24 protein-coding genes and 2 pseudogenes are annotated in these 23,020 nt (G+C 43.6%); 10 read left to right on the top strand and 16 right to left on the bottom strand.

Annotated features, from left to right (window positions below; genetic code table 11):
• Positions 1 to 72: 72 nt before the first annotated feature.
• Together FTT63_RS01825 and FTT63_RS01820 are read right to left on the bottom strand one after the other, a co-directional pair.
• Entirely contained in the window at positions 73 to 849 is a 777-nt protein-coding gene (locus FTT63_RS01825; protein WP_104471264.1) for an RNA methyltransferase, read from the bottom strand.
• Between the two features lie 52 nt (positions 850 to 901).
• Positions 902 to 1,876: a class 1 fructose-bisphosphatase gene (locus tag FTT63_RS01820; protein ID WP_005176592.1), complete on the bottom strand. Its 975-nt coding sequence runs from the start codon at positions 1,874 to 1,876 to the stop codon at positions 902 to 904.
• A gap of 188 nt (positions 1,877 to 2,064) precedes the next feature.
• On the opposite strand from FTT63_RS01820, the gene FTT63_RS01815 reads away from it, so the two are divergent.
• Positions 2,065 to 2,262, top strand: a complete 198-nt coding sequence (locus tag FTT63_RS01815) for an NF038105 family protein (protein ID WP_163145979.1) — start codon at positions 2,065 to 2,067, stop codon at positions 2,260 to 2,262.
• A gap of 93 nt (positions 2,263 to 2,355) precedes the next feature.
• Here FTT63_RS01815 and pal read toward each other — a convergent pair whose 3' ends face one another.
• The 10 genes from pal to FTT63_RS01765 all read right to left on the bottom strand — a co-directional run bounded on the left by pal (position 2,356) and on the right by FTT63_RS01765 (position 11,664).
• Complete coding sequence (gene pal / locus FTT63_RS01810; protein WP_005176597.1) at positions 2,356 to 2,925, bottom strand: peptidoglycan-associated lipoprotein Pal; 570 nt, start codon at positions 2,923 to 2,925, stop codon at positions 2,356 to 2,358.
• A gap of 35 nt (positions 2,926 to 2,960) precedes the next feature.
• Positions 2,961 to 4,244, bottom strand: a complete 1,284-nt coding sequence (gene tolB / locus FTT63_RS01805; protein WP_370459252.1) for a Tol-Pal system beta propeller repeat protein TolB — start codon at positions 4,242 to 4,244, stop codon at positions 2,961 to 2,963.
• Positions 4,245 to 4,443: 199 nt separating this feature from the next.
• Positions 4,444 to 5,580, bottom strand: coding sequence for a cell envelope integrity protein TolA (tolA, locus tag FTT63_RS01800; protein WP_180087901.1), 1,137 nt, complete (start codon positions 5,578 to 5,580; stop codon positions 4,444 to 4,446).
• A gap of 3 nt (positions 5,581 to 5,583) precedes the next feature.
• A complete protein-coding gene (gene tolR / locus FTT63_RS01795; RefSeq protein ID WP_075167772.1) occupies positions 5,584 to 6,033 on the bottom strand; it encodes a protein TolR in 450 nt (149 codons plus the stop codon).
• A complete protein-coding gene (gene tolQ, locus FTT63_RS01790) occupies positions 6,033 to 6,731 on the bottom strand; it encodes a protein TolQ (RefSeq protein ID WP_005176608.1) in 699 nt (232 codons plus the stop codon). Before tolQ ends, tolR begins: the two co-directional genes overlap by 1 nt.
• Positions 6,732 to 6,753: 22 nt before the next feature.
• Entirely contained in the window at positions 6,754 to 7,167 is a 414-nt protein-coding gene (gene ybgC / locus FTT63_RS01785; RefSeq protein ID WP_005176609.1) for a tol-pal system-associated acyl-CoA thioesterase, read from the bottom strand.
• A 332-nt stretch (positions 7,168 to 7,499) separates the two neighbouring features.
• Complete coding sequence (locus FTT63_RS01780; RefSeq protein WP_180191918.1) at positions 7,500 to 8,150, bottom strand: hypothetical protein; 651 nt, start codon at positions 8,148 to 8,150, stop codon at positions 7,500 to 7,502.
• Positions 8,151 to 8,233: 83 nt separating this feature from the next.
• Positions 8,234 to 9,235 (bottom strand): Holliday junction branch migration DNA helicase RuvB, encoded by a 1,002-nt coding sequence (gene ruvB, locus FTT63_RS01775; RefSeq protein ID WP_005176611.1) that lies wholly within the window; start codon positions 9,233 to 9,235, stop codon positions 8,234 to 8,236.
• A gap of 297 nt (positions 9,236 to 9,532) precedes the next feature.
• On the bottom strand, positions 9,533 to 10,135 hold the full coding sequence (gene ruvA / locus FTT63_RS01770; RefSeq protein ID WP_005176612.1) for a Holliday junction branch migration protein RuvA: 603 nt from the start codon (positions 10,133 to 10,135) through the stop codon (positions 9,533 to 9,535).
• Positions 10,136 to 10,323: 188 nt separating this feature from the next.
• Positions 10,324 to 11,664 (bottom strand): deoxyguanosinetriphosphate triphosphohydrolase, encoded by a 1,341-nt coding sequence (locus FTT63_RS01765; protein WP_005176613.1) that lies wholly within the window; start codon positions 11,662 to 11,664, stop codon positions 10,324 to 10,326.
• A gap of 225 nt (positions 11,665 to 11,889) precedes the next feature.
• On the opposite strand from FTT63_RS01765, the pseudogene FTT63_RS01760 reads away from it, so the two are divergent.
• Both FTT63_RS01760 and tnpA read left to right on the top strand, forming a co-directional pair.
• Positions 11,890 to 12,830: pseudogene (locus FTT63_RS01760) on the top strand (IS5 family transposase).
• A gap of 121 nt (positions 12,831 to 12,951) precedes the next feature.
• Positions 12,952 to 13,341: an IS200/IS605 family transposase gene (gene tnpA, locus FTT63_RS01755; RefSeq protein ID WP_127800966.1), complete on the top strand. Its 390-nt coding sequence runs from the start codon at positions 12,952 to 12,954 to the stop codon at positions 13,339 to 13,341.
• A 64-nt stretch (positions 13,342 to 13,405) separates the two neighbouring features.
• Here the strand turns inward: tnpA and FTT63_RS01750 are convergent, their stop codons facing one another.
• From FTT63_RS01750 to FTT63_RS01735, 4 genes are read right to left on the bottom strand one after another with little or no spacing between them, the layout of a single operon-like run.
• Positions 13,406 to 14,341 carry an HpcH/HpaI aldolase/citrate lyase family protein gene (locus tag FTT63_RS01750; protein ID WP_127800968.1) on the bottom strand — a complete coding sequence of 312 codons (936 nt, stop codon included), beginning with the start codon at positions 14,339 to 14,341 and terminating at the stop codon, positions 13,406 to 13,408.
• A gap of 2 nt (positions 14,342 to 14,343) precedes the next feature.
• Complete coding sequence (locus tag FTT63_RS01745; RefSeq protein WP_373685662.1) at positions 14,344 to 15,483, bottom strand: cysteine protease StiP family protein; 1,140 nt, start codon at positions 15,481 to 15,483, stop codon at positions 14,344 to 14,346.
• 1 nt (position 15,484) lies between these two features.
• Entirely contained in the window at positions 15,485 to 16,264 is a 780-nt protein-coding gene (locus FTT63_RS01740) for a hypothetical protein (RefSeq protein ID WP_127800973.1), read from the bottom strand.
• Positions 16,257 to 17,378: a phosphoribosyltransferase domain-containing protein gene (locus tag FTT63_RS01735; protein WP_127800975.1), complete on the bottom strand. Its 1,122-nt coding sequence runs from the start codon at positions 17,376 to 17,378 to the stop codon at positions 16,257 to 16,259. The genes FTT63_RS01740 and FTT63_RS01735 overlap by 8 nt, the downstream gene beginning before the upstream one ends.
• Positions 17,379 to 17,763: 385 nt before the next feature.
• Here FTT63_RS01735 and FTT63_RS01730 point away from each other — a divergent pair, with 385 nt between their 5' ends.
• From FTT63_RS01730 to FTT63_RS01700, 7 genes and pseudogenes are all read left to right on the top strand, one after another.
• Positions 17,764 to 18,339: a TerD family protein gene (locus tag FTT63_RS01730; RefSeq protein ID WP_127800977.1), complete on the top strand. Its 576-nt coding sequence runs from the start codon at positions 17,764 to 17,766 to the stop codon at positions 18,337 to 18,339.
• An 18-nt stretch (positions 18,340 to 18,357) separates the two neighbouring features.
• Entirely contained in the window at positions 18,358 to 19,434 is a 1,077-nt protein-coding gene (locus FTT63_RS01725; protein WP_127800979.1) for a DUF475 domain-containing protein, read from the top strand.
• A gap of 34 nt (positions 19,435 to 19,468) precedes the next feature.
• Complete coding sequence (locus FTT63_RS01720) at positions 19,469 to 20,047, top strand: TerD family protein (protein ID WP_127801911.1); 579 nt, start codon at positions 19,469 to 19,471, stop codon at positions 20,045 to 20,047.
• A 114-nt stretch (positions 20,048 to 20,161) separates the two neighbouring features.
• Entirely contained in the window at positions 20,162 to 21,382 is a 1,221-nt protein-coding gene (locus FTT63_RS01715) for a TerD family protein (protein WP_127800983.1), read from the top strand.
• An 18-nt stretch (positions 21,383 to 21,400) separates the two neighbouring features.
• Positions 21,401 to 22,117, top strand: a complete 717-nt coding sequence (locus FTT63_RS01710; RefSeq protein WP_127800985.1) for a TIGR00266 family protein — start codon at positions 21,401 to 21,403, stop codon at positions 22,115 to 22,117.
• A 27-nt stretch (positions 22,118 to 22,144) separates the two neighbouring features.
• Positions 22,145 to 22,732 carry a TerD family protein gene (locus FTT63_RS01705; protein WP_127800987.1) on the top strand — a complete coding sequence of 196 codons (588 nt, stop codon included), beginning with the start codon at positions 22,145 to 22,147 and terminating at the stop codon, positions 22,730 to 22,732.
• Between the two features lie 148 nt (positions 22,733 to 22,880).
• Positions 22,881 to 23,020 (top strand): annotated as a pseudogene (locus FTT63_RS01700) (IS5/IS1182 family transposase); the annotation flags it as partial.

Below are 23,020 nucleotides of genomic sequence, written 5' to 3'. Positions count from 1 at the left end.
TTACAAGTTATTATTTTTCTAGTGTAATCTATTTTTTTAATAGGGCCAGCCTATTTAATATAAATTAACGTATTAGAGTCGTTGACGTACCATTTCAAAGAAACAGACTGAACCGGCAATCGCGACATTTAAAGATTCCTGTCCGCCCGGTTGTGGAATGGTAACGGCTTCGGCATGTGCTAGTGCGTAATCCGATACACCTTGACCTTCATTACCGAGAATCCATACGCATGGCTGGCTTAAGTCTTTGGCATACAGGCTGGTGGAACGGTGTGAGCTGGTGACATAGACCGGAATTTTAAACTGTTCCAGAATCTCCTCGAGCTGGATATTTTCAAAGGTCTGCAAAGAAAAATGCGCACCCATCCCGGCACGTAATACCCGTGGTGACCATAATGAGGCGGAGCCTTTGGTGCAGACAATTTGCTGGATGCCGGCTGCAGCAGCCGAGCGTAGCAGGGTGCCGACATTGCCCGGGTCCTGGACATTTTCCAAGATTAAGGTATCGGCCTGATAGTCAAGCGCCTGACTGGAACTTGGCAAATCGACAATAGCCAGACAGGCAAGGGTGGTGCCCAAGGTACTTAAATCTTTATATAAAGACTCGCCAATTACAAACACCGTACCCTGATACTGGTCCAGAATATCGTTCAGATCAGGATGTTTCAGGGCATTTTCGGTGGTGAAAATCGCGTTAATTTTCCGGTTTTGTTCTAACCATGCCAGACAAAGGTGCGAACCTTCAAGCACAGTCTGACCTTGTTTTTTACGGTAGCTGTTTTGTTCAATCAAGCCACGTAGGTGCTTAATTTTAGGATTATCTTTCGATTCGAGAAATAAGATAGGCATGGAGAACATCCACACCTGTGAGCACAGACCCACAGGTGTTAATCAGAAAAAATTAAGCGTGGTAGCCAGTAACAAGATCAACTTCGTTTTTAGAACCAATGATCACTGGTACACGTTGATGCAGATCGGTCGGTTCAATTTCCAGAATACGTACACGACCTGTTGTCGACGCACCACCGGCTTGTTCCATGAGCATACTCATCGGGTTGGCTTCATACATTAAACGTAAACGGCCAGCTTTTTTCGGGTCTTTCAGATCGTATGGATACATGAAAATCCCGCTACGGCATAGAATACGGTGGATATCACCCACCATACAGGCCACCCAGCGCATGTTAAAGTCTTTTTCACGCGGACCGGTTTTACCTGCTAGCAGTTCATCAATATAACGTTGAACGGGTGCTTCCCAATGACGCTGGTTAGAGGCATTAATTGCATATTCTTTGGTATCCGCTGCCACCTGGATATTTTCCGAAGTCAGCAGGAATTCCTGAGCTTCCGGGTCGAAGGTAAAGAATACTACACCTGCACCGACGGTTAAGGCCATCATGGTTGATGGGCCATACAGTACATAACCGGCAGCAACTTGGTGAACACCGGCCTGCATGAAATCAGCTGCTTGGGTCACTGCATTTTTTGCCGGAAGAATCGAGAAAATGGTGCCGACACACATATTGATGTCGATGTTGCTTGAACCATCTAGCGGATCGAACAGCACTAAATATTGGCCATTTTCCTGTGCCGGAGTGAATTCATCCAGTTCTTCTGAGGCTAAACCGCCGACATTAGGATGTTTCTGTAAAGCATCAATCAGGTAATCATTGGAAATGACATCGAGTTTCTTTTGCTCTTCGCCTTGCACGTTCTCATTTTGTGCACTGCCCAGAACCCCAGCCAAGGCGCCTTTTTGTAAAGCCTGATCAATGGTTTTGCAGGTGTTGGCAATGGTCTCAATCACCTGTGCAAGTTCAGGGGTTAAATTTCCGCTTTGTTGTTGTAGAAATTGGGACAGGGTGCGATAAGACATAATAGGAAAACTCCGAATAAGAATCGATCGGGCATGATCAAAAAAACTTTGTCCGATATTTTAGATGAGAACAGCTTAAAAGAAAAATTAAACTCAACTATTTGACGTGATTTTGCCCTTGCAAGTCTGCTAGAAAGTGCTATGTTGATGTGAAGGAACAGAATCAACCAGTATATAGGAGCACACATATGACAACGTTAAAGTTTGATGCGACTCCAACCCCAAGCGAAGGCATTAGTTTAGATGAAATTAGCGCCGACAAGGTTAAAGAGGCCTGGAAGGGGTATGAAGCAAAACCAGAGTACAAGAAATTTAACAAGCACGACATGATTGAGTCGATGCAACCCGCCAAAGATGAAGAAGATGCACAGGCAAATGCACCTTAAATAGAATTTGGCTCAGCTCTTGTGTTTGAGTATTAAAAAAGCGCCCGATGGAGCGCTTTTTTATATTGAGCAACTCTGCTCAATGATGCCATCTTAACGCAGTAAAGGTGGTACCGCTTCGTAGTTGATTTCAACACGGCGGTTTTCTTTCCAGGCACTTTCATCATGACCTGGGTTAACCGGCATTTCTTTACCATAGCTGACCGGTTCCAATTGACCCGGATTCACGCCTGTGGTGACCAGGAAGCTTTCGACTGCTTTGGCACGACGCTCACCAAGGGCCATGTTGTATTCACGGGTACCACGTTCATCGGTATGACCTGTAAGCGCGACTTTCGAGTTGGCATTGGCCATCAGGAATTGTGCATGTGCCTGTAGGGTTTGCAGGTCTTCATTCGACAGTTCGCTGCTGTCATAGTCAAAGTGCACCACACGTTTTGCCAAGAATGCTTTATTGGCTTCAGTTACACCTTTGGCAGATGCACCGGCCAGGTTTTGTGCATTCAAGGCTGCATCATCACTTAAGCCTTGTGTATTGACCGTGGTTGAAGAGGTCGGTGTTTGTCCTGCTTGAACATCGGTTGCAGGCTTACGGTTGGCACAGCCAGTCATCACCAGCGCTGAGGCCAGTACAGGCAATACAAATAATTTTACTGCGTTCATTTTCATCTCCATGAAACTTGGTTGTTCAGTTGCTCTTATTTTGGTGCCCAAGCCGGTTCACGTACTTCACCTTGTTCACTTGGCAAATTCATACGGAAACGACCATCTAAAGACATAATGGACAGCAGGCCACGCGCACCTTCACGGGTTGCATAGACCACCATCTGTCCATTTGGTGAGAAGCTTGGAGATTCATCCAGGCTGGTTGGGGTGAGGATATTGGTAATGCCGGTATTAATGTCCTGAATCGCAACTTTATAATTGCTGCCACTTGGACGATGAACCAGCGCCAGTTTTTTACCATCGGCACTTAAAGTACCACGCGCATTAAATGCGCCGCGGAAGGTCAGACGTTTGCTGCTGCCCGTGTTCAGGTCATAGCGATAGATTTGCACTGAGCCGCCACGATCTGAAGTAAAAATAAACGATTTACCATCGGGTGCGTAGCGTGCTTCTGTATCAATGGCGCTGTCATTGGTCATGCGCTTGAGTTGACGCGTGCCCAGATCCATCTCGTAAATTTCCGGATTGCCGTGCATTGAAGCAGTAAACAGCATGCGTGAACCATCTGGAGAGAAGCTTGGTGCGCCATTTAAGCCACGGAAGCTGGCCAGTTTTTCACGTGAACCGGTAGATAAATCCTGAACATAAATCGCAGGGCGTTTGGTTTCAAAGGACACGTAGGCAATTTTCTTGGCATCTGGCGTCCAGGCCGGCGACAAGATTGGATCGCGTGAAGTCAGAATGGTTCTTGGCTGTTCACCATCGGTGTCGGCAATTTGCAGGGTATAGCGCTGCTCCGGAGTGGCCGGATTCCGCAAGACATAGGCAATACGACCACTGAAATCGCCTTTAATACCGGTCAGTGCTTCATAGATGGTGTCACTGATCATGTGCGCAGCCTGACGGGTACGTGAAGCCGGTACAGTCAGTAATTCGTTTAATAAATACTGCTGCTTTTGCACATCATACAGCTGATAGTGAATTTCAAAGCCACCATCTGCAGTTGGCTTGCTGGTACCAGTCACTACATAAGGTACACCGGCGGCCTGCCAAGCGGCGGCATTCGGACTATTATTTGCTGCACTTGCCGGCAAGTTTTTCGATGAGCTGGTGAATTTACCGGAACGGTTCAGGTCATTTTCAACAATCGGGTAAATGCTTTGATCATTACTAAACGGAATGATGGCAATTTTTGGGGCTTCTGCAGGTGCTTTGGCAATTTCCAGATGCAGCTGGGCATGGGTTTGAGAGACCATTATTGGACCCAAGGCGGTAAAAATTGCCAAGCAAAGTAGATGTTTAGGCTTCATTTCCATCATTCGCTATTTACTCAAAACATAATTCTTGTTGATGTGATTGTTCTACATAATGCCATGCTTATTTGAGATTTAAAGCAGAGAATTATGACCAAACTGTTATAACACTGTGAAAAGTGAATAAAATTTTGTCGCTTGTTGTGCAGTGTAACTGAAAAATAACAGGCCATCCCGGCTTTTGACAGGATGGTGAGTCAGCTTATTTGGCAGTAAAGCTTGAGGTGAAACTGCGTGCTTCACGGCGTGCATCTGGGTCCGAAGGCATTGGATAGGGTGCAGCGGCACGTACCGCGGCCTCGACACTGGCTTTCATGTCCGGATCACTGGAGTTCACAATCACCGAGGCTACCGAACCGCTGTCGGTCAGCGTAACCCGTGCCGTGGCAGTTTTGCCAGAAGAGCCGACCGGAATATCCCAGGCCCGACGGATCTTGTTTTCAAAATCGCGTTTGGCTGTAGAGGCAATCCGTTTGGCTTCAGCTTTCTTTTGTGCCGCTTCTTCAGCCGCCTGTTTGGCCGCCGAAGCTTTGGCTTCTGCTTCAGCGCGGGCTTTGGCCTCTGCATCCGCTTTTGCTTTCGCTGCTGCATCGGCTTTGGCTTTTTCAGCTGCTTCTGCTTTGGCCTTATTCGCAGCCTCGGCTTTGCGTTTGGCTTCAGCATCGGCTTTGCGTTTCGCCTCTGCATCTGCCTTCGCCTTGGCTGCCGCATCCGCCTTGGCCTTATCTGCCGCTTCGGCTTTACGTTTGGCTTCCGCTTCCGCCTTACGACGTGCATCAAGTTTGGCTTTTTCTGCTGCTTCTGCCTTACGCAGGGCTTCAGCTTCGCTGCGGCGTTTGGCTTCTGCCTCGGCTTTGGCCTGTGCAGTGGCCTTGGCTTTTTCAGCGGCTTGGGCTTTACGTTCAGCTTCAGCCTTGGCGCGCTGGGCCTGTTGTGCCTGTAATTTTTCTGCTTCCGCTTGTGCACGTGCTTCCAGGCGTTTTTGCTGTTCGGCCTGTTGCTGTGCTGCGGTATTGCTGGCCTGAGCTTTGGCTGGTTCTGGTTGCGGCAGAGGTGGCGGTGCGACCGGAATTACCGGGGCATCTTCAACCGGAGTCGCGGTTTGCTGAATCTCGGCTTCCACATTTTCATGTGCAGTTTCAGCAAACTCGGTTTCTTCACGGGTAACAGGGGGTAAATCTTCCGGTTTAATCAGCACGGTCCGAATCTGTTTGGGTGGTTCCGGTGGCTGGCTCATGCCCAGATAAAGTAAACCCACCACGGCAATGACATGCACGCCAATGGTAAATCCCAGAGCGAGTGCATTGTGCTTAAAAGGTGGCTTTTTAAAATCTTTCATAGCTTATTGTACAGATTCGGTGAGTAAGCCAACTTGTTCAAGCCCCGCCTCTTGCAAGCTTGCCATTAATGCAATGACATCGCCATAGGGACGCGTATTGTGTCCACGAATCACCACATTTAATTTTTTATTTTCAGCAGAAGCAGTCGTTTGTGCTTCTGTTAAAATTTCGGTGAGCTGAGCTAAAGTCAGTGGCTCTGCCTTATATTGTTTGTATTCAAGATAATAATGACCATCTTTGTCTAAAGTGACCCTGGCTGGCGCATCTTTGGATTCAATCGGATTGCCATTGGCCTGCGGCAAATCGACATTGATACCGCTGGTAATCATTGGGGCAGTGACCATAAAAATGACCAGCAGCACCAACATCACGTCGATGTAAGGCACTACGTTCATATCACTTTTTAAGGGCTTTTTAATACGCTCGAAGCGTCCGGAACGTTGAATGGCCATTAGTCATGTTCCCGTGCTGAACCCAAAGACTGACGTTGTAATAAGGCCACCATCTCTTCAGCAAACAAGGCACGGTCTGAATAGAGGCTTTCACCTTTGGCGGTGTAATGGTTAAAGGCCAGGACTGCTGGAATTGCGGCAAATAAACCAATTGCGGTGGCAATTAGCGCTTCGGCAATCCCCGGTGCAACGGTAGCCAGTGTTACCTGATCGACATCGGCCAGGCCAATAAAGGCATTCATAATGCCCCACACGGTTCCAAATAAACCAATATACGGTGCCACAGAGCCAATGCTGGCCAGCGCGCCTAAGCCTTGTTCCAGTTGGCCCTGGTCACGGCTTAAACCGACACGTAAAATACGCTCGGTGCCTTCCAGACTTTGTGCAGTCGGGGCGTGACGTTTTTTCAGTTTGAGAAATTCACCCAGACCCTGGTAGAAAATATCTTCCAGGCCAGTGCGTTTGGAATTGAGTTGGGCATTGTTATATAGCGTATTTAATTCAGCACCAGACCAGAAGATTTTCTGGAAATGATCATCATCGGCCTGGGCTTTTTTATAACTGAGATGTAACTTGGCGATCAGATACCAACTATACAAGGAGGCCAGTAACAGCACCAACATGACCAGTTGTACCACAGGGCTTGCCTGCAAAATAAGATCAGAGACTTGTAGAGATGATTCTAATTGTGTTGCCATAGTTACGTAGTGCCATAAGTTTTTAGTCTTGGTCCTGTCCTAGCTCTTTTAGAATCAGGCCACGAATTTCATCCGGAAGGCGACGTGGACGCATTTCAGAACTTAAACATGCCAATTCCACCTCACCAGAAGCAAGCATGATTTCACCACGATAAATATTTTGTTGCAATACAAATGACGTTGCTTTACACGAAACAACACTTGCTGTAACAGTAATCAGATCATCCATTAAGATTGGACGCATATATTTGACATTAATTTTATGCACGACAAAATTATAGTCGTTTTGATGCCAATAATGATCGACGCCGGAAGCACGCAGCCATTCGGTCCGGGTGCGCTCCATGAAACGAATATGATTGGCATGGTATACAATCCCGCCTGCATCGGTGTCTTCCATATAGATACGAATTTGAAATTCAAATTTATTCGCCATGATACTGTTCCATTACAATTTTCAGTTTTGGTCTGGAAGGGCCGTACAGAACTGGATTGAAGTTGTCTGAGGTTCTGTCAAATGCCCGACTGGGTTGGCTTTGCAGTTTAGCATAATGACTTTTTGCTCCTATGGCACAAGGTGTCAAATCCAGTGGCAAAGGTATAAAGAATGTAGAGCCGAGATTGGATATTTATCGTTCGGTACAGGTTGAATTAGGTGAATTGACACGTGATTTATGCCTTTTTTTGCCATGCCGCCTGTGCTTGGTCATTGGCAATTTTGATAGCACTGTTGCCAGTGCGGTTTTAGGCACTGTTGCCAGTGCGGTTTTAGGCACTGTCCGGATGATCGAGGTACAGCCGTTCCACCGCATAATCACGTAGATGCAAGGCAAAATAGCTGCTGATCACGAAAGTTCGCTCAAACTGCTGCGGCTGTTTATTGGCAAAATATTGTCGTAGCTGGAGTAAGCCATACCAGATCATACTAAGAAAGAATGCCGCCACAGATAAGACAATTCCTACAGCGTCTTGCAGCAGATAACTACCAATTCCGCCCAGCACGGCCAGTAACGTCAGAATCAGGGCAAGCTTCTGTTTCGGTTTTACTGAAGTGGATGGTTGGGTATAGGTTTCAATAAAGGGTTTAAGTTCTTCGGAAAAATACAGGCTAATCCAGTGGATGGCGCATAGCTGATCAAAATGGATGACGTCGATAGACCAGTGCCCATGCCGATGCAGGTCGATCTGTTCAATGCCAGCTCGATCTGCATCAATGATTTTGCCGCGTTCATTTTTAAAATCGAAGCTCAGCCAGTGACTGAGATCGCCTTGCAAAAGCTGGTTCAGATAGTTCAGTTCAGATTCACTGAAAAACTGGAATGGTTTGCTATAAGGTAGGGGCCGGATTGGCTGCAATTGCTCTATCAGCTCATCAAAATGCCGCTGAAGGTGTTGAATTAGTTGTTGTTCGGTCATCATTATTGTTGTTCGAGTATGTATTCAAGTTGTTATTTATCAAAGACCTTCATCATCTCATAAGCAATGAAGGTCAGGCATTGCTGTTATTTCGGTTCCGGCGGGGTCATGCCAAACTGCAAATAAGCCATATTGGTGGCAATCCGGCCACGTGCAGTACGCATCACATAACCTTGCTGAATCAGATAAGGCTCAATCACATCTTCCAAGGTGCCTGAATCTTCCGCCATGGCTGCGGCCAGTGCTTCAACCCCGGCAGGTCCGCCATCAAAACGTTCCAGTAACATCGACAGATAGCGACGATCCAGGGTGTCTAGGCCATCTTTATCGACATTGAGCATATCCAGAGCGCGCTGGGCCATTGCATGGGTGACTTCGCCGGTGCCTTTGACCTGGGCATAGTCACGTACCCGGCGCAACAAGCGGTTGGCAATACGCGGTGTGCCGCGGGAACGGCGGGCAATTTCTGCCGCGCCTTCTTCGGTCATCGGGACATCCATTAAACTGGCAGAACGTTTTACGATATGGGTCAGATCTTCCACCGAGTAGAATTCTAAACGCTGCACAATCCCGAAACGGTCACGCAGCGGCGAAGTGAGCAGACCGGCCCGCGTGGTGGCGGCGACCAGAGTAAATGCCGGCAAGTCCAGTTTGATCGAACGCGCTGCCGGGCCTTCACCAATCATGATGTCCAGCTGGTAATCTTCCATCGCCGGATAGAGGATTTCTTCAATCACTGGTGACAGGCGATGAATTTCATCAATAAACAGTACATCGCCTTCTTCAAGGTTGGTCAGCATGGCTGCCAAGTCACCGGCACGTTCAAGCACAGGCCCCGAAGTCGATTTCAGGTTGCCGCCCATTTCACGGGCAATGATATTGGCTAGGGTAGTTTTACCTAAGCCCGGTGGGCCGAAAATCAGGGTATGATCGAGGGCTTCGCCGCGGCCGCGCGCTGCACCAATAAAGATTTCCATTTGTTCACGCACCACCGGTTGACCGATGTAGTCATCGAGGGAGGTGGGGCGGATGGCGCGATCAATTTGATCTTCGGGTTTTTCAGAACCACTGATAAGACGGTCTTGCATATATTATGTAAACTTCAGGTAAATACAGTTTAATGGGGCAGACGTCAAAAGCGCTTTTTGACGGATGTTCCAAGAAAATTAAATTTCGGGAATAACCTGCGGTTGGCCTTACCTTGCGAAATATATTTCTCATTCGGCAAAAGTAAGCAAAACCATCGTCATTCGCAAAACTCGTCAAAAGATGATTCGTCTCGACTATATCGCAGAAAGATTTTTGTGCAAATACTTCCTGCCCCAAACAGTTGCGAATGACATTTTCGCGTATCTCATGCTGGCCTTGAGGCAAGATAGAGTTTTCTATTTGTTCATCGACTTTAATGCTGCCCGGATAATGTCGCTGGCTTCGGTGAAGTCGCCTTTGGCAGCATTCACCAGTTTTTGTGCTTCCTGTGGTTTGTAACCCAGTGACTGTAACGCAGCTTCGGCTTCGGCCACGGCAGAGTTCCCCATAAACTGGATTTGTGCGCTGCTGGTGTTGCTTGGTGTATTGCCGGCAGCCATCGCTTTAAAGCGGTCGCGCAGTTCAATCATCAGTCGTTCAGCGGTTTTTTTGCCGACACCCGGTACTTTGACCAGGGTGTTAATATCTTCATGTTCAACCGTGTGAATCAGCATGTCGACGCTTAAAGTCGATAGAATGCCGAGTGCCATTTTTGGACCAACACCGTTGACCTTGAGCAGGGTGCGGAAAATGGTTTTTTCCTGCGCATCAAGAAAACCATATAGCAGTTGAGCATCTTCACGGACTGCTAAATGGGTCCATAAGGTGACTTTCTGGCCTTTTTGTAATTGGCAAAATGTAGACAGCGGTGTATCGACTTCATAGCCCACACCATTGACATTTAATAAGACCGTAGGGGCTTCGAGGGCAAACACCTCACCAATCAGACATCCAATCATTCAGTTTATTCACTTCTATTCGGTTAAATTTTTCAGTTCCGAGCCTGTCGTCTGCATCTTGAAGTCATCCACTTTTCTGTGATGCTCTGCGATATACAGCCGATGGGCCGGGGTGTTGCACAAGCAATGTCAGCACGCGCAAAAGTATAAAGCAGTTTTGGAGGTTCTCCCAAAACGGCAGGCTGTACTTAAAAGAATCCGGCTTTATTGCCTTGTAATTCCTGCGCCAGGTTATACGCCTGATGATCCGAGAATTTTGAGATAATATCCAGCACCTGCATGATATTGTCATAGTGATCTGGACCAAAATGGGCACCGGAACGCTGCAAAATCGCCATCAGCCGCTGCTCTTTAAAGCTTAAGGTTTTATGCGGTGTGGTCAGCGGAATAAAGGCATCCAGAATACTTTGCAGGCTCTGATGGGCAATAATTTCCAGACCGGCTTTTTGCGGATGTTCAAAAATTTTATCACGCGCCAGTTCTTTGGCCCGGTTAATGCCAATTTCAATATCGGCCGAGCAATATTGCAGTAAGGTCCCTTTCAGCTGGCCCGAAAGAATTTGGTCATGCTGCTTGGCAAAGGCACTGGTGACTTCATCGACCAGACGTTTCATGACCCGGCCACGTAGCGCGGCAATTTTCTGCTGCCAGGTGGTACTGTCCAAAGACAGTTCTTCCGGCATGCCATAATCGCCAATCAGGTTCAGGAAAATCGGCTCGACTTCATCATAGCTGAGCATGTTCAGGATGATGCCATCTTCCAGATCAATCAGCGCATAGCAGATGTCATCTGCGGCTTCGAGTAAATAGGTCAGCGGATGGCGGCAATAACGATAAGGTCCGATTTCAATCAGGCCGAGCTGTTCGGCAATCTGTTTCAGAATGTCTTTTTCTGCCTGATAGCAGCCGAATTTGGCGCGCTGACTGGCTGGACGATTGCCCTGCGAGGCCATGGTTTTCGACAGCCACGGATATTTTAAATAGGCACCCAAGGTGGCATAGGTCAGACGCATACCACCATCATGCGGATGATAGTCAATTTTGGTCAGCAGGCGCAGGCCTTGGGCATTACCTTCAAACTGGCGTACATCGGCTTCCTGTTCCGGACTTAGGTCCTTTAAAAAGTCGGTATGTGAGGCATCATCAAACCATTCACGAATGGCATATTCACCGGCATGACCAAAAGGCGGATTGCCAATATCATGCGCCAGACAGGCAGCCTGAATAATCGCGCCGACATCGGCCGGGGTAATCCACGGAGGCAGTTGATCCTTGATTTTTTCTGCTGCCAGCATCCCCAGTGAACGGCCAATACAGGACACTTCCAGCGAATGGGTCAGGCGGGTATGAATACCATCATGTTGGGTAAGCGGATGGACCTGGGTTTTGCGGTTCAGCTGCCGGAAACTCTGCGAGAAAATAATACGGTCATAATCTTTATGAAACGGGCTACGCGCCTGTTCAGTACTTTGCTTTTTACTACCAATCCGAACTGTCGAAAGCAGTTCTAACCAACGCATCTGTGTCATTTATCATTATTCACTTTTTACCTGAACACATCATGCCAAAAACCGGCGCAAAAATATATTGCCTTGCGACATAAGTTGCCGTGTAAATCGGCTTGAGCCTTAATTTACATTCATCGGTCGAAAATGTTCCTCAATCAAAATCAGCCAATTGAATCAAAACTGCATCCAGTGGGCTTTGTTGCACAAACCTATCTGTAAAGGCTTTTTCAGCGATATAATTTTCAAATGAAGAAGCCTACACACAAAATCTACCGTACAACCAATTGGCCCGCATATAACCGAGCACTCATGAGTCGCGGAAATATTGCCATTTGGTTTGATCCTGCTACGCAATGGTATGCTCCATCAAAAGGCAAACAAGGGCGAAATCAAACCTACTCCGACGCAGCTATCCAATGCTGCTTAATGATTAAATCCTTATTCCGTCTATCTTTACGTATGGTCACTGGCTTTGTGCAAAGTCTGATTAAACTTTGTGGATGAGCAGCCCCGAATATCAGTGATATTCGTACAGTACGCTTTGTAGAAGACAAAAGCATATTGATATTGCAATCAGCTACCAAAAAAGTAGCGATGGGCTGCATCTACTCATAGACTCTACAGGCATGAAGTTTCTGGGTGAGGGCGAATGGAAACGCAAGAAACATGGACCTGAATATCGTCGCCAATGGCGTAAATTACATATTGGTATAGATGCTAAAACCCTGCAAATACGTGCTATTCAGCTCACAACCAATAATGTCAGTGATTCACAGGTGCTTGGTGATTTACTCGATCAGATTCCACAAGATGAGCAGATTGACTCTGTTTATACCGATGGAGCTTATGATACCAAGCAATGCCGTCAGGTCATTGCAGATCGGCAAGCGCATGCAGTGATTCCACCTAGAAAAAATGCGAAACCATGGAAAGATACAAAGAGTAGCTCGCTAGAGCGAAATGAATTACTTCGAGCAATTAAACGTTTAGGTAGGATACTATGGAAAAAATGGTCAGGCTATCATCGCCGCAGTTTGGTGGAAACCAAGATGCATTGCATCAAATTATTAGGCGATAAATTAATGGCAAGAAGCTTTCCTAGTCAGGTGAATGAGATTCATGCACGTGTAGCAGTCCTCAACAGATTTACGGAATTAGGTCGACCACTTACCCAAGTTACGCCTTAAATTTGGCTCAATTAGGGGCGCTTTGCATTTCAAATCTTTGTGCAACAAAGCCTTTTAAGATATTAAACTTTAGACAATATGCTATGATCAATTTTAATCAAGGAATAAGATTTTTAATACAATGACTGCACATCCACATTGCAAATACAATTTAAATTTTACTTTGGTTTTAAAAACCAAAGATAATAAATCCTTTTTTAATGAAGCTATGCTTAGTCGTGTCAAAGAAATCATTCAGAGATTATCTTCTGAAAATGATATTGAACTAACCGGATTTGATGGTCACGAAAACCATATCAAGTTGAACTTATTAATGCACCCAAACCTAACTCCTAGCAAATTTATAAATTCCTTAAAGACTGTCACAAGTCGATATTTACGCAAAGAATTTCCTATTCAGCAAAGTCAGTTCTATTACAAGGAAAGGGTGATTTGGGATCGGGGATACTGCTTGGTAACTTCCGGCGATTTTGGCCAGACCATTGATGCTTATCTAGCTAATGAAATTTGACATCCTCACCCACCTGAAAGGAGGGTGATTCCTACTGCTAGACGCTTATGCCCATTCGGTATTTTTATACTGCTGCTTTTGTTGGGTGGTTAAAAACTTGGATATGATTTTCAATTACACCATAAATCTTAGCACGTAACAGAATTTCATTTGCCCAATTCCTGTGTGTAGCCGGTTCTAACATTGAACCATTACTTTTAAATACACTTTTAGCTTCTGCATCAACAATCATATGAGCTTCATAATAGTCAATTGAACTAACTTTATATGCTTCATGGATTATTTTGATTTGTGTAGGGTGGATTGCTGTCTTTGTGGTTAGGCCATTTGCCTTATCCAATGCCAACTCTTGTTGAAGTAGATGCACATTTGAATAATGTTCAAAGACTGGTGAACTCAATTGAAAGCCTTTTGGTACAAATTGCCCAACCAGTTTCGGGATCAGAGAACCTAGTGGAGTATCGTAAATTGTACATTCACGGGGTCGGCGTAGATTGATGCTTGAAAGTAGGTCATTGCCACCGATCCGCAGACACAGGACATTTTCATTGAAGTCAGAAAGCAGAGCATTTTTTACTTCTGAAACATAGCCTGAATCAAAGTATTCGCCAGTTTCCAAAGTCAACATGACGTTGCTTTGTGTAGTCGTACAGGCTTGCCACTCTCTTAATGATTCCAAAGTGAATTTTGGAACCACATAACCATTGAAACAATGGTGCAGTCCTAATTCAGCAATTTCTTTGGCCGAAGATATGTTACGTGGACGGATAAAAACAGCAGGGCCATTTGATTGACCACCCATTTCGATTCCTTTCAATAATTTTTTTAAATTATTGAATGCTTTTCGGTAATCATCTTCTTTAACTGAATCCTCAAGACAAACCACAACAGATTTTAAATCAGGATATTTCACTCCTTGAGTAACATCCCAAAGCTGATCATGAGTAGCAGGCACATACATTGTTGCACCTAATTCCAAGGCATTTTTCAAAGTTTTCATTATTATTTTCCTTTTACACTCTTGATCAAAGTAATGGCCTGATAAGGACCAATTTTGTCACCAAGAACATCAACTGGAACATTATGCTGTTCAGCAAAATGTAGGATTAATTGCACATTCTGATCTGTGGTATTGCGAACTAAAATCCGTTCCGGAACTCGGCGCAGAACAGCTCTTGTGGCTTCTGCAATACTTGGTTTTATATGGTTAATATTCTCAATACCGTATGTATCACTTACCCATTTGATAGTGTCTTGGCACACTTTATACTGATTTTTTCTAATTGCTTCAGACCAATCTGCCACCTCATTAGTGGGATTTTCTTTCATGATGCCAAGGATATGTTCTACAAATTCAACTGAAATGTCATGTTCTACCAAGTCATCATAGATAATGCATTTATGCCAAAGCTTTGTATTCAGATATTCAGATTTGGCTTGATCTTCCGGCACATCCTCTAAAAGAATACTGCGTGAAGTCAAACCTGAAATAACAGAACCAAGAATGCCTGATGGGATCAACCAGTCCTCACAGCTTGCGCTTAACCATGAACAGCCACCAAGATCAGCTAAAGTAACCAGTCGTGGTATATCCCAACCCTTATCGAATAGCTCAGGATAATTACTTAAAGTTGCTGTCAGTTCTTTGCAAATAGCACCTTTTCCAGTCCATCCATCCACGAATACGATGCTTTCAGCTCCATGTTCCTTGATGATGGCAGTTAATGCACTATGGTCAATACCGCGATCTCGGATGATGCTAATACCATAGTGAAAGCAAGGTTGAAACTGGCTAATGTGATGCTTCAATAGAACACCCACTGGTACACCCGCGCGAACCAAGCTAACTAGAATGATTGGCTGATTTTTGAAGCGTTGCATCAACGAATTGCCGATCATCTGAATATCATTAGCCATACGTGCCGCGCCAATTTTGAGCGCCTGATGATAATGTTTGAAGTGTTCATCAGAAGGTTTTTTTTCTGCACTAATCATTTGAGAATAATGTGCTTTACCTGATTGAATTAGACGTTCTTTTTCATGCACATCAATAGGTTCAATCTTGTCCACGTTAAGCAGAAACACGATATCTTCGGGACGATAAGAACCATGAAAACCAATAGTTTTAAGCTGACTATTCATATTAAACATTCCCATAGAAGCCACGTACTGCGTAATCTGATTGAAGGGATAAATCAGTAAATTTGTGCAATTGGCTGTTTTTCGGCATACCAAACCAGTCACAGCAAGTTAGGAAATGAAAGTCTGATAAGCTGTCACCAAGTCCTAAAACAACACGCTCGTTATGTGGGTCCATCTTGGAAAGGTAAAACTCAACTGCATTTTTCTTTGATATTGCATTCGGAATGATGGCTAAGTTGTTACCATTAGTATGAATATAAAAATTTTCTTTAATCTCTACTGGTAGCTTTTTTACCAAGTCAGTTAGAAACAAACCCTGTTCAGGCTCATTTTGTTTGGCCACGGTATAAATTTTTAATGAATTTTCTTCAACGGCCCATGTCCGGATAGGACCTAAATCTTTGGCTAGGTCTTGTAGTAGGTCGGGGAGATCACTCATCATTGAATTGAGTGATTCAATATGACTCTTTTGTATTTCAAACCATTCCAAGTCGATCTCTTTATTAGCATTAAGTATAGTGCCGCCATGTGAGCAGACAGCCCCAAAATTGAAGTCAATCTTGACGCGGCTTAATGCTTCGATTGAACGTGCAGTTACCGGAACCAAGTCGGCACTATGACTAAGCCATTCAACCATTGCTTCTTGTTTTGAAGTCATAAATGACAATGGGGCCTGATTTTTATCAACTGTAGCCACCTTAAAGTGTGGTTCAGGTTTGATCCGGCGGTGTGTTTGGAACAATGTGTCATCCAAATCAATTAAAACGATAGGCTTATTCATACGATACAACTTCCAAATTTTTAATTTCTGAGAATAAGGTGGGATCAACACTGTCTTTAGGTGTTTCGACAATTAAAAGAACGCGATCAAAGTCTTTGTCTTTTACGTTATATGCGTAATTTACAATGCCTAAGCCATAATTGTCCTGAAATGAACAAATGGACTTAATAGCCTTGCCTTGCATGATCGGAGAACGTGTTGTTGAGCTGAAATAAACATCATGTCCATCTTGCTCAAGTTTTTCAGCTAACAAAAAAGGTAGCCATAAAAATTCACCCGATCCAAGAACTAAAACTTTTTCACCTTGCTGAATAGGTTTGAATACCGGCATAGGGTGGTGATCCAAATAACTTGGTTCGCGGCCCCATGTTGCCGGTGCAATAATTTCATGACTTCCTTGTTCGGTAGTCGCAACATTCGGCATTTTTGGTGTGAATTCAGTGTTATTGGAATCCCACGACCAATTACCATGTAATAAAGCCACTGTTTCTACAGGGATTCCCATAAAGGTGTTTTCTAAATTACCATCATTCCAATTCACCAAACTGACAAGAACAATTCGTTCTACATTTTGAAGATCGGATTTAATCAAACTTTGAATCAGGTTTTTAAATGTCTTACCTGTAGAAATCTCGTCATCGACCAGCACCAGTGTTTTGGTGGACTTAATATGAGACTGGATTGCTTCATTTTTGGAGCCATAGATCAGCTGATCTTGAGCGTGACTATGTTCTTCTAGGAATTCGCTTAATAAAGGTAAGTGCTTTGCCGGATGACGGGTAGTAGTCATAAAGACAGCGTTCAACCCGTACTCCTTCTTTAATTCACGATACACACCAGCTCCCAAACAAACTGCTGTTTCGGCCATGCCTACTACAGTCATTGGTGTAGGTAGATTAACTGGAATCATTGAAGCAAGAGACTTATAGGATTCTGTCATTTGTGAAGGCTTAACAGGAATGTGTTTGCCTAGCACTTTAGATACGAATAAAAAGGCGCGTTTTGGATTAATACGTTCCGCAAAATCCAATAGAGAATCTAATTCCCAATGCTGATGCTGCTGTGTAACCGAGACAGTAAGCAATCCTCGGCTAAGTTCAACATGGCGCTCCATATATAGTCTCCACGGTACTTTTAAGGGCCTTTTATTTTCAAAAAATGCTTCTGATTACCACATTTCTATTATTGAAAATATTTTTTTAAATTAACTATTTATTATGTATATAATAAACTTTACGAAATTATTCTATTACGAATGGCAATTGGTGTCAAAGATATATTACTTTTCATTACAGTGATTTAACGTAACTTTAAGGAATTGGTGTTTTTTAAAAAAAGTTAAATTTTTAGTTTACAGTGGTGGAAATCATTGGTAGCTTAATAATGCAAGGCTTATAGAAACTTTTATTTTATAAAATAATATTGTTTCGATAACATTAAAGATTTATTTAACAATACGCAGCTTGATATATAAAGGCTGTAATAAAAAAGAGGTTCGTATGGCATTAACACTATCTAAAGGTGGCAACCTTTCTCTGACCAAAACAGACCCTACACTGGAACAAGTCTTAGTAGGTTTGGGGTGGGATACTCGCGCAACTGATGGTGCAGATTTTGACTTGGATGCTTCTGCATTCTTGATTGGCCCAAATGATAAAGTTCGCGGCGAACATGACTTTATTTTCTATAACCAACAGCGTTCAGCATGTGGTTCTGTAGAACATACTGGTGATAACCGTACCGGTGAAGGTGATGGTGATGATGAATCAATCAAAATTAATCTTTCTAAAATCCCTGCCGATGTTCAAAAAGTTATTATTACAGTAACGATCCATGAAGCTGAATCTCGCCGTCAAAACTTCGGTCAGGTTCAAAATGCTTTTGTTCGTATTGTTAACGAAAAAAATCAAAATGAAATCGTACGTTTCGATTTGAACGAAGATTACTCAATTGAAACAGCAATGATCTTTGCTGAAATCTACCGTCACAACAACGAATGGAAATTCCGCGCTGTAGGTCAGGGTTATGCAGGCGGCTTACGCGCTATGTGTAATCAGTACGGTATCAATATCTAATACTGAGCTACTAAAACTATGAAGCATTTCCGTTTTTCAATAATTTTTACAGTGATATGTCTAGCGATATCTGCATATTGGGGTTATACCCATGGCGTTAATGCGGGTATTTCGACAATGCTTAAAACATTGGCTATCACTGCAATTCTCGCTGTAATGGAAGTTTCGCTTTCTTTTGATAATGCTGTTGTAAATGCTTCTGTTCTCCGAAATTGGGATCATTTTTGGCGAACTATCTTCTTAACTGTGGGTATTCTCATTGCCGTTTTTGGTATGCGACTCGTATTCCCGCTTTTAATTGTAGGCGTTACAGCTGACATGGGCATGATCGAAGTGGCTAAATTGGCCCTGAATGATCCAGCTGCCTATTCTGCGAAACTTATGGCTCACCATGCTGAGATTGCTGCTTTCGGCGGTGCATTCTTACTATTGGTGTTCCTAAACTTCTTATTCGATGACGAAAAAGATACTCACTGGTTCCACTGGTTAGAGAATAAATTGACAGACTTGGCAAGCGTTCCAGCTATGTCTGTTTTCCTAACATTAATCGCGATCCTTGTAATGGCTGCGGCTGTTCCTGATCAAAGTCGTTTAATCGTTGTAATGGCTGGTATTTGGGGCATCGTGGTTTATGTGGGTGTTCAAGTCATCGGTCACTTGCTTGAAGGGAAAGATGATGAAGATGAAGAAGAATCAGAATCTACTCCATCTAACACTAAAAGCAATATTGTAAAAGCGGGTATTGGTGGCTTTCTGTACTTGGAAGTGCTAGATGCTTCATTCAGTTTCGATGGTGTTATCGGTGCTTTTGCAATCACAAGTGATGTTGTAATCATTATGCTCGGTCTAGCGATCGGAGCAATGTTTGTACGATCTATGACGATTTACCTTGTAGAGAAAGGCACATTAGAAGCTTATATCTACTTGGAACATGGCGCTCACTATGCAATTGGCGCTCTTGCTCTAATCATGCTTGCTAGTGGTACAGGTGTGCATGTACCTGAACTGGTAACTGGCTTGATTGGTATTGTACTCATCGTGTGGGCGGTTATGTCGTCTATCGCATACAGTAAACGTAATGCTGAGTTAAGTTAAGCTCAGATAATTAAACCTAAAAGGAAATATAAAAATGGCTATTTCATTATCTAAAGGCGGTAATGTAAACCTTTCTAAAAGTGCACCAACTATGACTCTAGTTGATCTAGGTTTAGGTTGGAATCCTCGCGCTACTGATGGTAAAGCGTTTGATCTTGATGCTGTCGCATTCCTTGTGGATGCAAACGGTAAAGTAACTCAAGACAAAGACTTTATCTTCTACAACAACGTAACTGATGCAAGCGGTTCAGTTACGCATAACGGTGACAACCGTACTGGTGATGGTGATGGTGATGATGAAGTGATCTCTGTAGATATCACTAAAGTGCCAGCAAACATTGAAAAAGTGATCTTTGCTGTAACGATCCATGAAGGTCAGCAAAATGGTCAAAACTTTGGTCAGGTTGATAAAGCGTATATCCGCGTAATCAACAAAAATAACAATGATGAAGAACTTGCACGTTTTGACTTGTCAGAAGATGGCAGCGTTGAAACTGCAATGATCTTCGGTGAATTATACCGTCACAACGGCGAGTGGAAATTTAAAGCTGTAGGTCAAGGTTTTGCCGGCGGTCTTGGTCCATTGGCTCAAAACTATGGTGTAAGTGTTTAATCACTTCATTTGCTAAAAGGCTTCGGTCTTTTAGCACTCACCAAAGATTGTGGTAAATTTTTGCTGAGTGTTAAAAAACCAAAATAATGATTTATAAGGGGGTCGGGTTTCACTATGAATTTACAAGCGGGTCAAAAAACAACTTTAGCAAGCCTGATGGGATCGGCTATGCAATTTGAGGTACGGGTGACATTCTCAGCCCCGTTTGAAATTGATGTCACCATCTTTGGTCTAAACAGTCAGGATAAGCTCTATTCTGATGATTACATGGTTTATTTTAATCAACCAGTTTCCCCTAATAGTGCAGTAGTGCTTTCTAAAACCGGACAGACTACACGTTTTAAATTCGATCTGACTCGTCATAATCAGCCTGCGGTTGAGAAATATGTGATCTGTGCTGCGGTAGATTCTCCAAATCAAACCATGAAAAATATTAGCAGCGGCAATGTAGAAATTGTGGCGAACAATAGTGTTGTTGCCGTATTTCCTATCATTCCAAGCATGTTTGTTTCAGAAAAAGCGGTAATGTTAGGTCAGGTGTACCGTAAAAATGAATGGCGATTTGGTGCGATTGGGCAGGGCTTTAATGGTGGACTGCCTGCACTTGTTGAGCATTTTGGCGGTGAAGTAGAACCTGAGCCACCAAAAACAACTCCACAGCAGACCCCTGTTCCTACTCCGGTTAAGCCTGCGGCAACACCTAATCCAGTACAAAGCGCTCCATCAAATATTAACTTGTCCAAAATTAAATTGGACAAGAACAATCCAACAATCAGCTTAACCAACAAAGCATCCGGATTCGGGCGTATTGGGATCAATTTAAATTGGAACCAAACCCCTCCAAGTCTTGTAAAAAGCTTTTTCAGCCGAAATCAAGCGGTAGATTTGGATTTGTGCGCTTTAATCAAATTTAAAGATGGTAAAAAGTACGCGATTCAGGCTTTAGGCAAACGCTTTGGTGATTTTGATCGCTACCCTTTTGTATTTCTTGATGGTGACGACCGTGCCGGCTCAGTTTCGCAAGGTGAAAACCTGTATATCAATGGTGATAAATGGGACAACATCGAGCGTGTTCTTGTATTTGCTGCCATTTACGAGGGTGTTGCATCTTGGTCGGATACAGATGGCGTAATTAACATCAAGATTCCAAATCAGCCTGAACTAGAAGTCAGACTTGCCGATAATAGTAATGCCAATCTATGTGCAATCATTGAATTGCATAACCAAGCTGGAACCATCAAGGCAAACCGTGAAGTCCGTTATTTCCACGACATTGGAGATATGGATCGTCACTATGGCTATGGTTTCCGTATCGTAAATGGCTCTAAGAAATAAAAATAAGGACTAGGCAAAATGAGCGATTTTCATATTGTTGGCGAAAATGAGCCTATGCTTTTGGTCAGTATGAAAAAAGGCGAAAAGATTTTTTGTGAATCTGATTCCATGGTGATGATGGAAAGTAATTTGACCATTGATGGTAAGCTACGTGGTGGTTTTTTTCAGTCCATGATGCGCAAATTCACTACTGGCGAATCTTTATTCCAGCAAGAGATCAAAGCTGAAAGAGGTGATGGCGATTGTTTGTTATCACCAAATATTGACGGATGCCTTCAAATTTTAGATGTAGGTCCGCAGCAATATATTTTGTCTGATGAATCTTTTTTGGCAGCGACTGAAAACGTAGAGATCACAGCAAAAGTGCAAACCAATATTGGTGGTGCACTCTTTGGCGGTACAGGCGGTTTTGTAGTAATGCAAACAAAAGGGCATGGCAAAGTTTGTGTGTCCGGTAGCGGCTCATTGATGATCATGGACATTTCCCCTGAGCAGGGTGAAGTAATCATTGATAATGGTCATGTCGTCTGTTGGGACCAGTCACTTGATTACAGCATAAGTATTCCAAATTCAAATAATGGCGGCATTTTGGGCAATGTATTTAATAGCCTGACTAGCGGCGAAATGATGGTGCTCAAATTCCGTGGAAGCGGAAAAGTTGTTATCAATTCACGTAATCGTGGCAACTATATCAAATGGTTGGGTAGTGCATTAGGCGTTACTCGTCAAAACTAAACTTTTCAAAACAAAGGAAACAACAAAATGACTATCAGCTTACAAAAAGGTCAAGGTATTTCTCTGAAAAAAAATGACGGTACTTCACTGACTAAAGTGTTCTTAGGTACTGGATGGGATGTCGCTAAATCGGGTAGTGGCTTCTTTGGTAAATTATTAGGCGGTGGTGACAGTATTGACCTTGATGCGTCAGTAATTATGTTTGATGACAACAAACAATATGTTGATAACGTATATTTCGGTCAATTAAAAAGCCGTGATGGTAGTGTAGTGCATTCAGGTGACAACTTGACCGGTGAAGGTGATGGTGATGATGAAGTAATCAAAGTTGATTTGACTCGCGTACCAGCGAATGTAAGCAGCTTAGTATTCACGATCAGCAGCTTCCGTGGCCAAACATTCAAAAATGTATCAAATGCGTTCTGCCGCTTAGTTGATGCCACAAACAATACTGAAATTGCCAAATACAACCTTTCTCAGCAAGGTGATTATACAGCTTTAATTATTGCTAAAATTTACCGTCATAATGGTGAGTGGAAAATGAAAGCGATTGGTGAAACGTGCCAAGGTCGTACACTGGACCAAATGAAACCTACCATTATTAATTTTATCTAATATTAGGTCTATAAAAAGCTATCTCCGGATAGCTTTTTTATTACCTAAAATAATCCTTTAAATAACCCATTTTTTTGCTTTTAAATTTCCATACGGCTTTGTTGCACAAACCTATCTGTAAAGGCTTTTTCAGCGATATAATTTTCAAATGAAGAAGCCTGCACACAAAATCTACCGCACAACCAATTGGCCCGCATATAACCGAGCTCTCATTAATCGTGGGAATATTGCCATTTGGTTCGATCCAAAAACACAATGGTATGCAGAACCTCAAGGCAAACAAGGTCG

The sequence above is a fragment of the Acinetobacter sp. C15 genome, from assembly GCF_013420645.1.
Lineage (GTDB): Bacteria > Pseudomonadota > Gammaproteobacteria > Pseudomonadales > Moraxellaceae > Acinetobacter > Acinetobacter indicus.
Note: the sequence above shows the minus strand (reverse complement) of the source record. Positions and strands in the feature narration are given on the sequence as shown.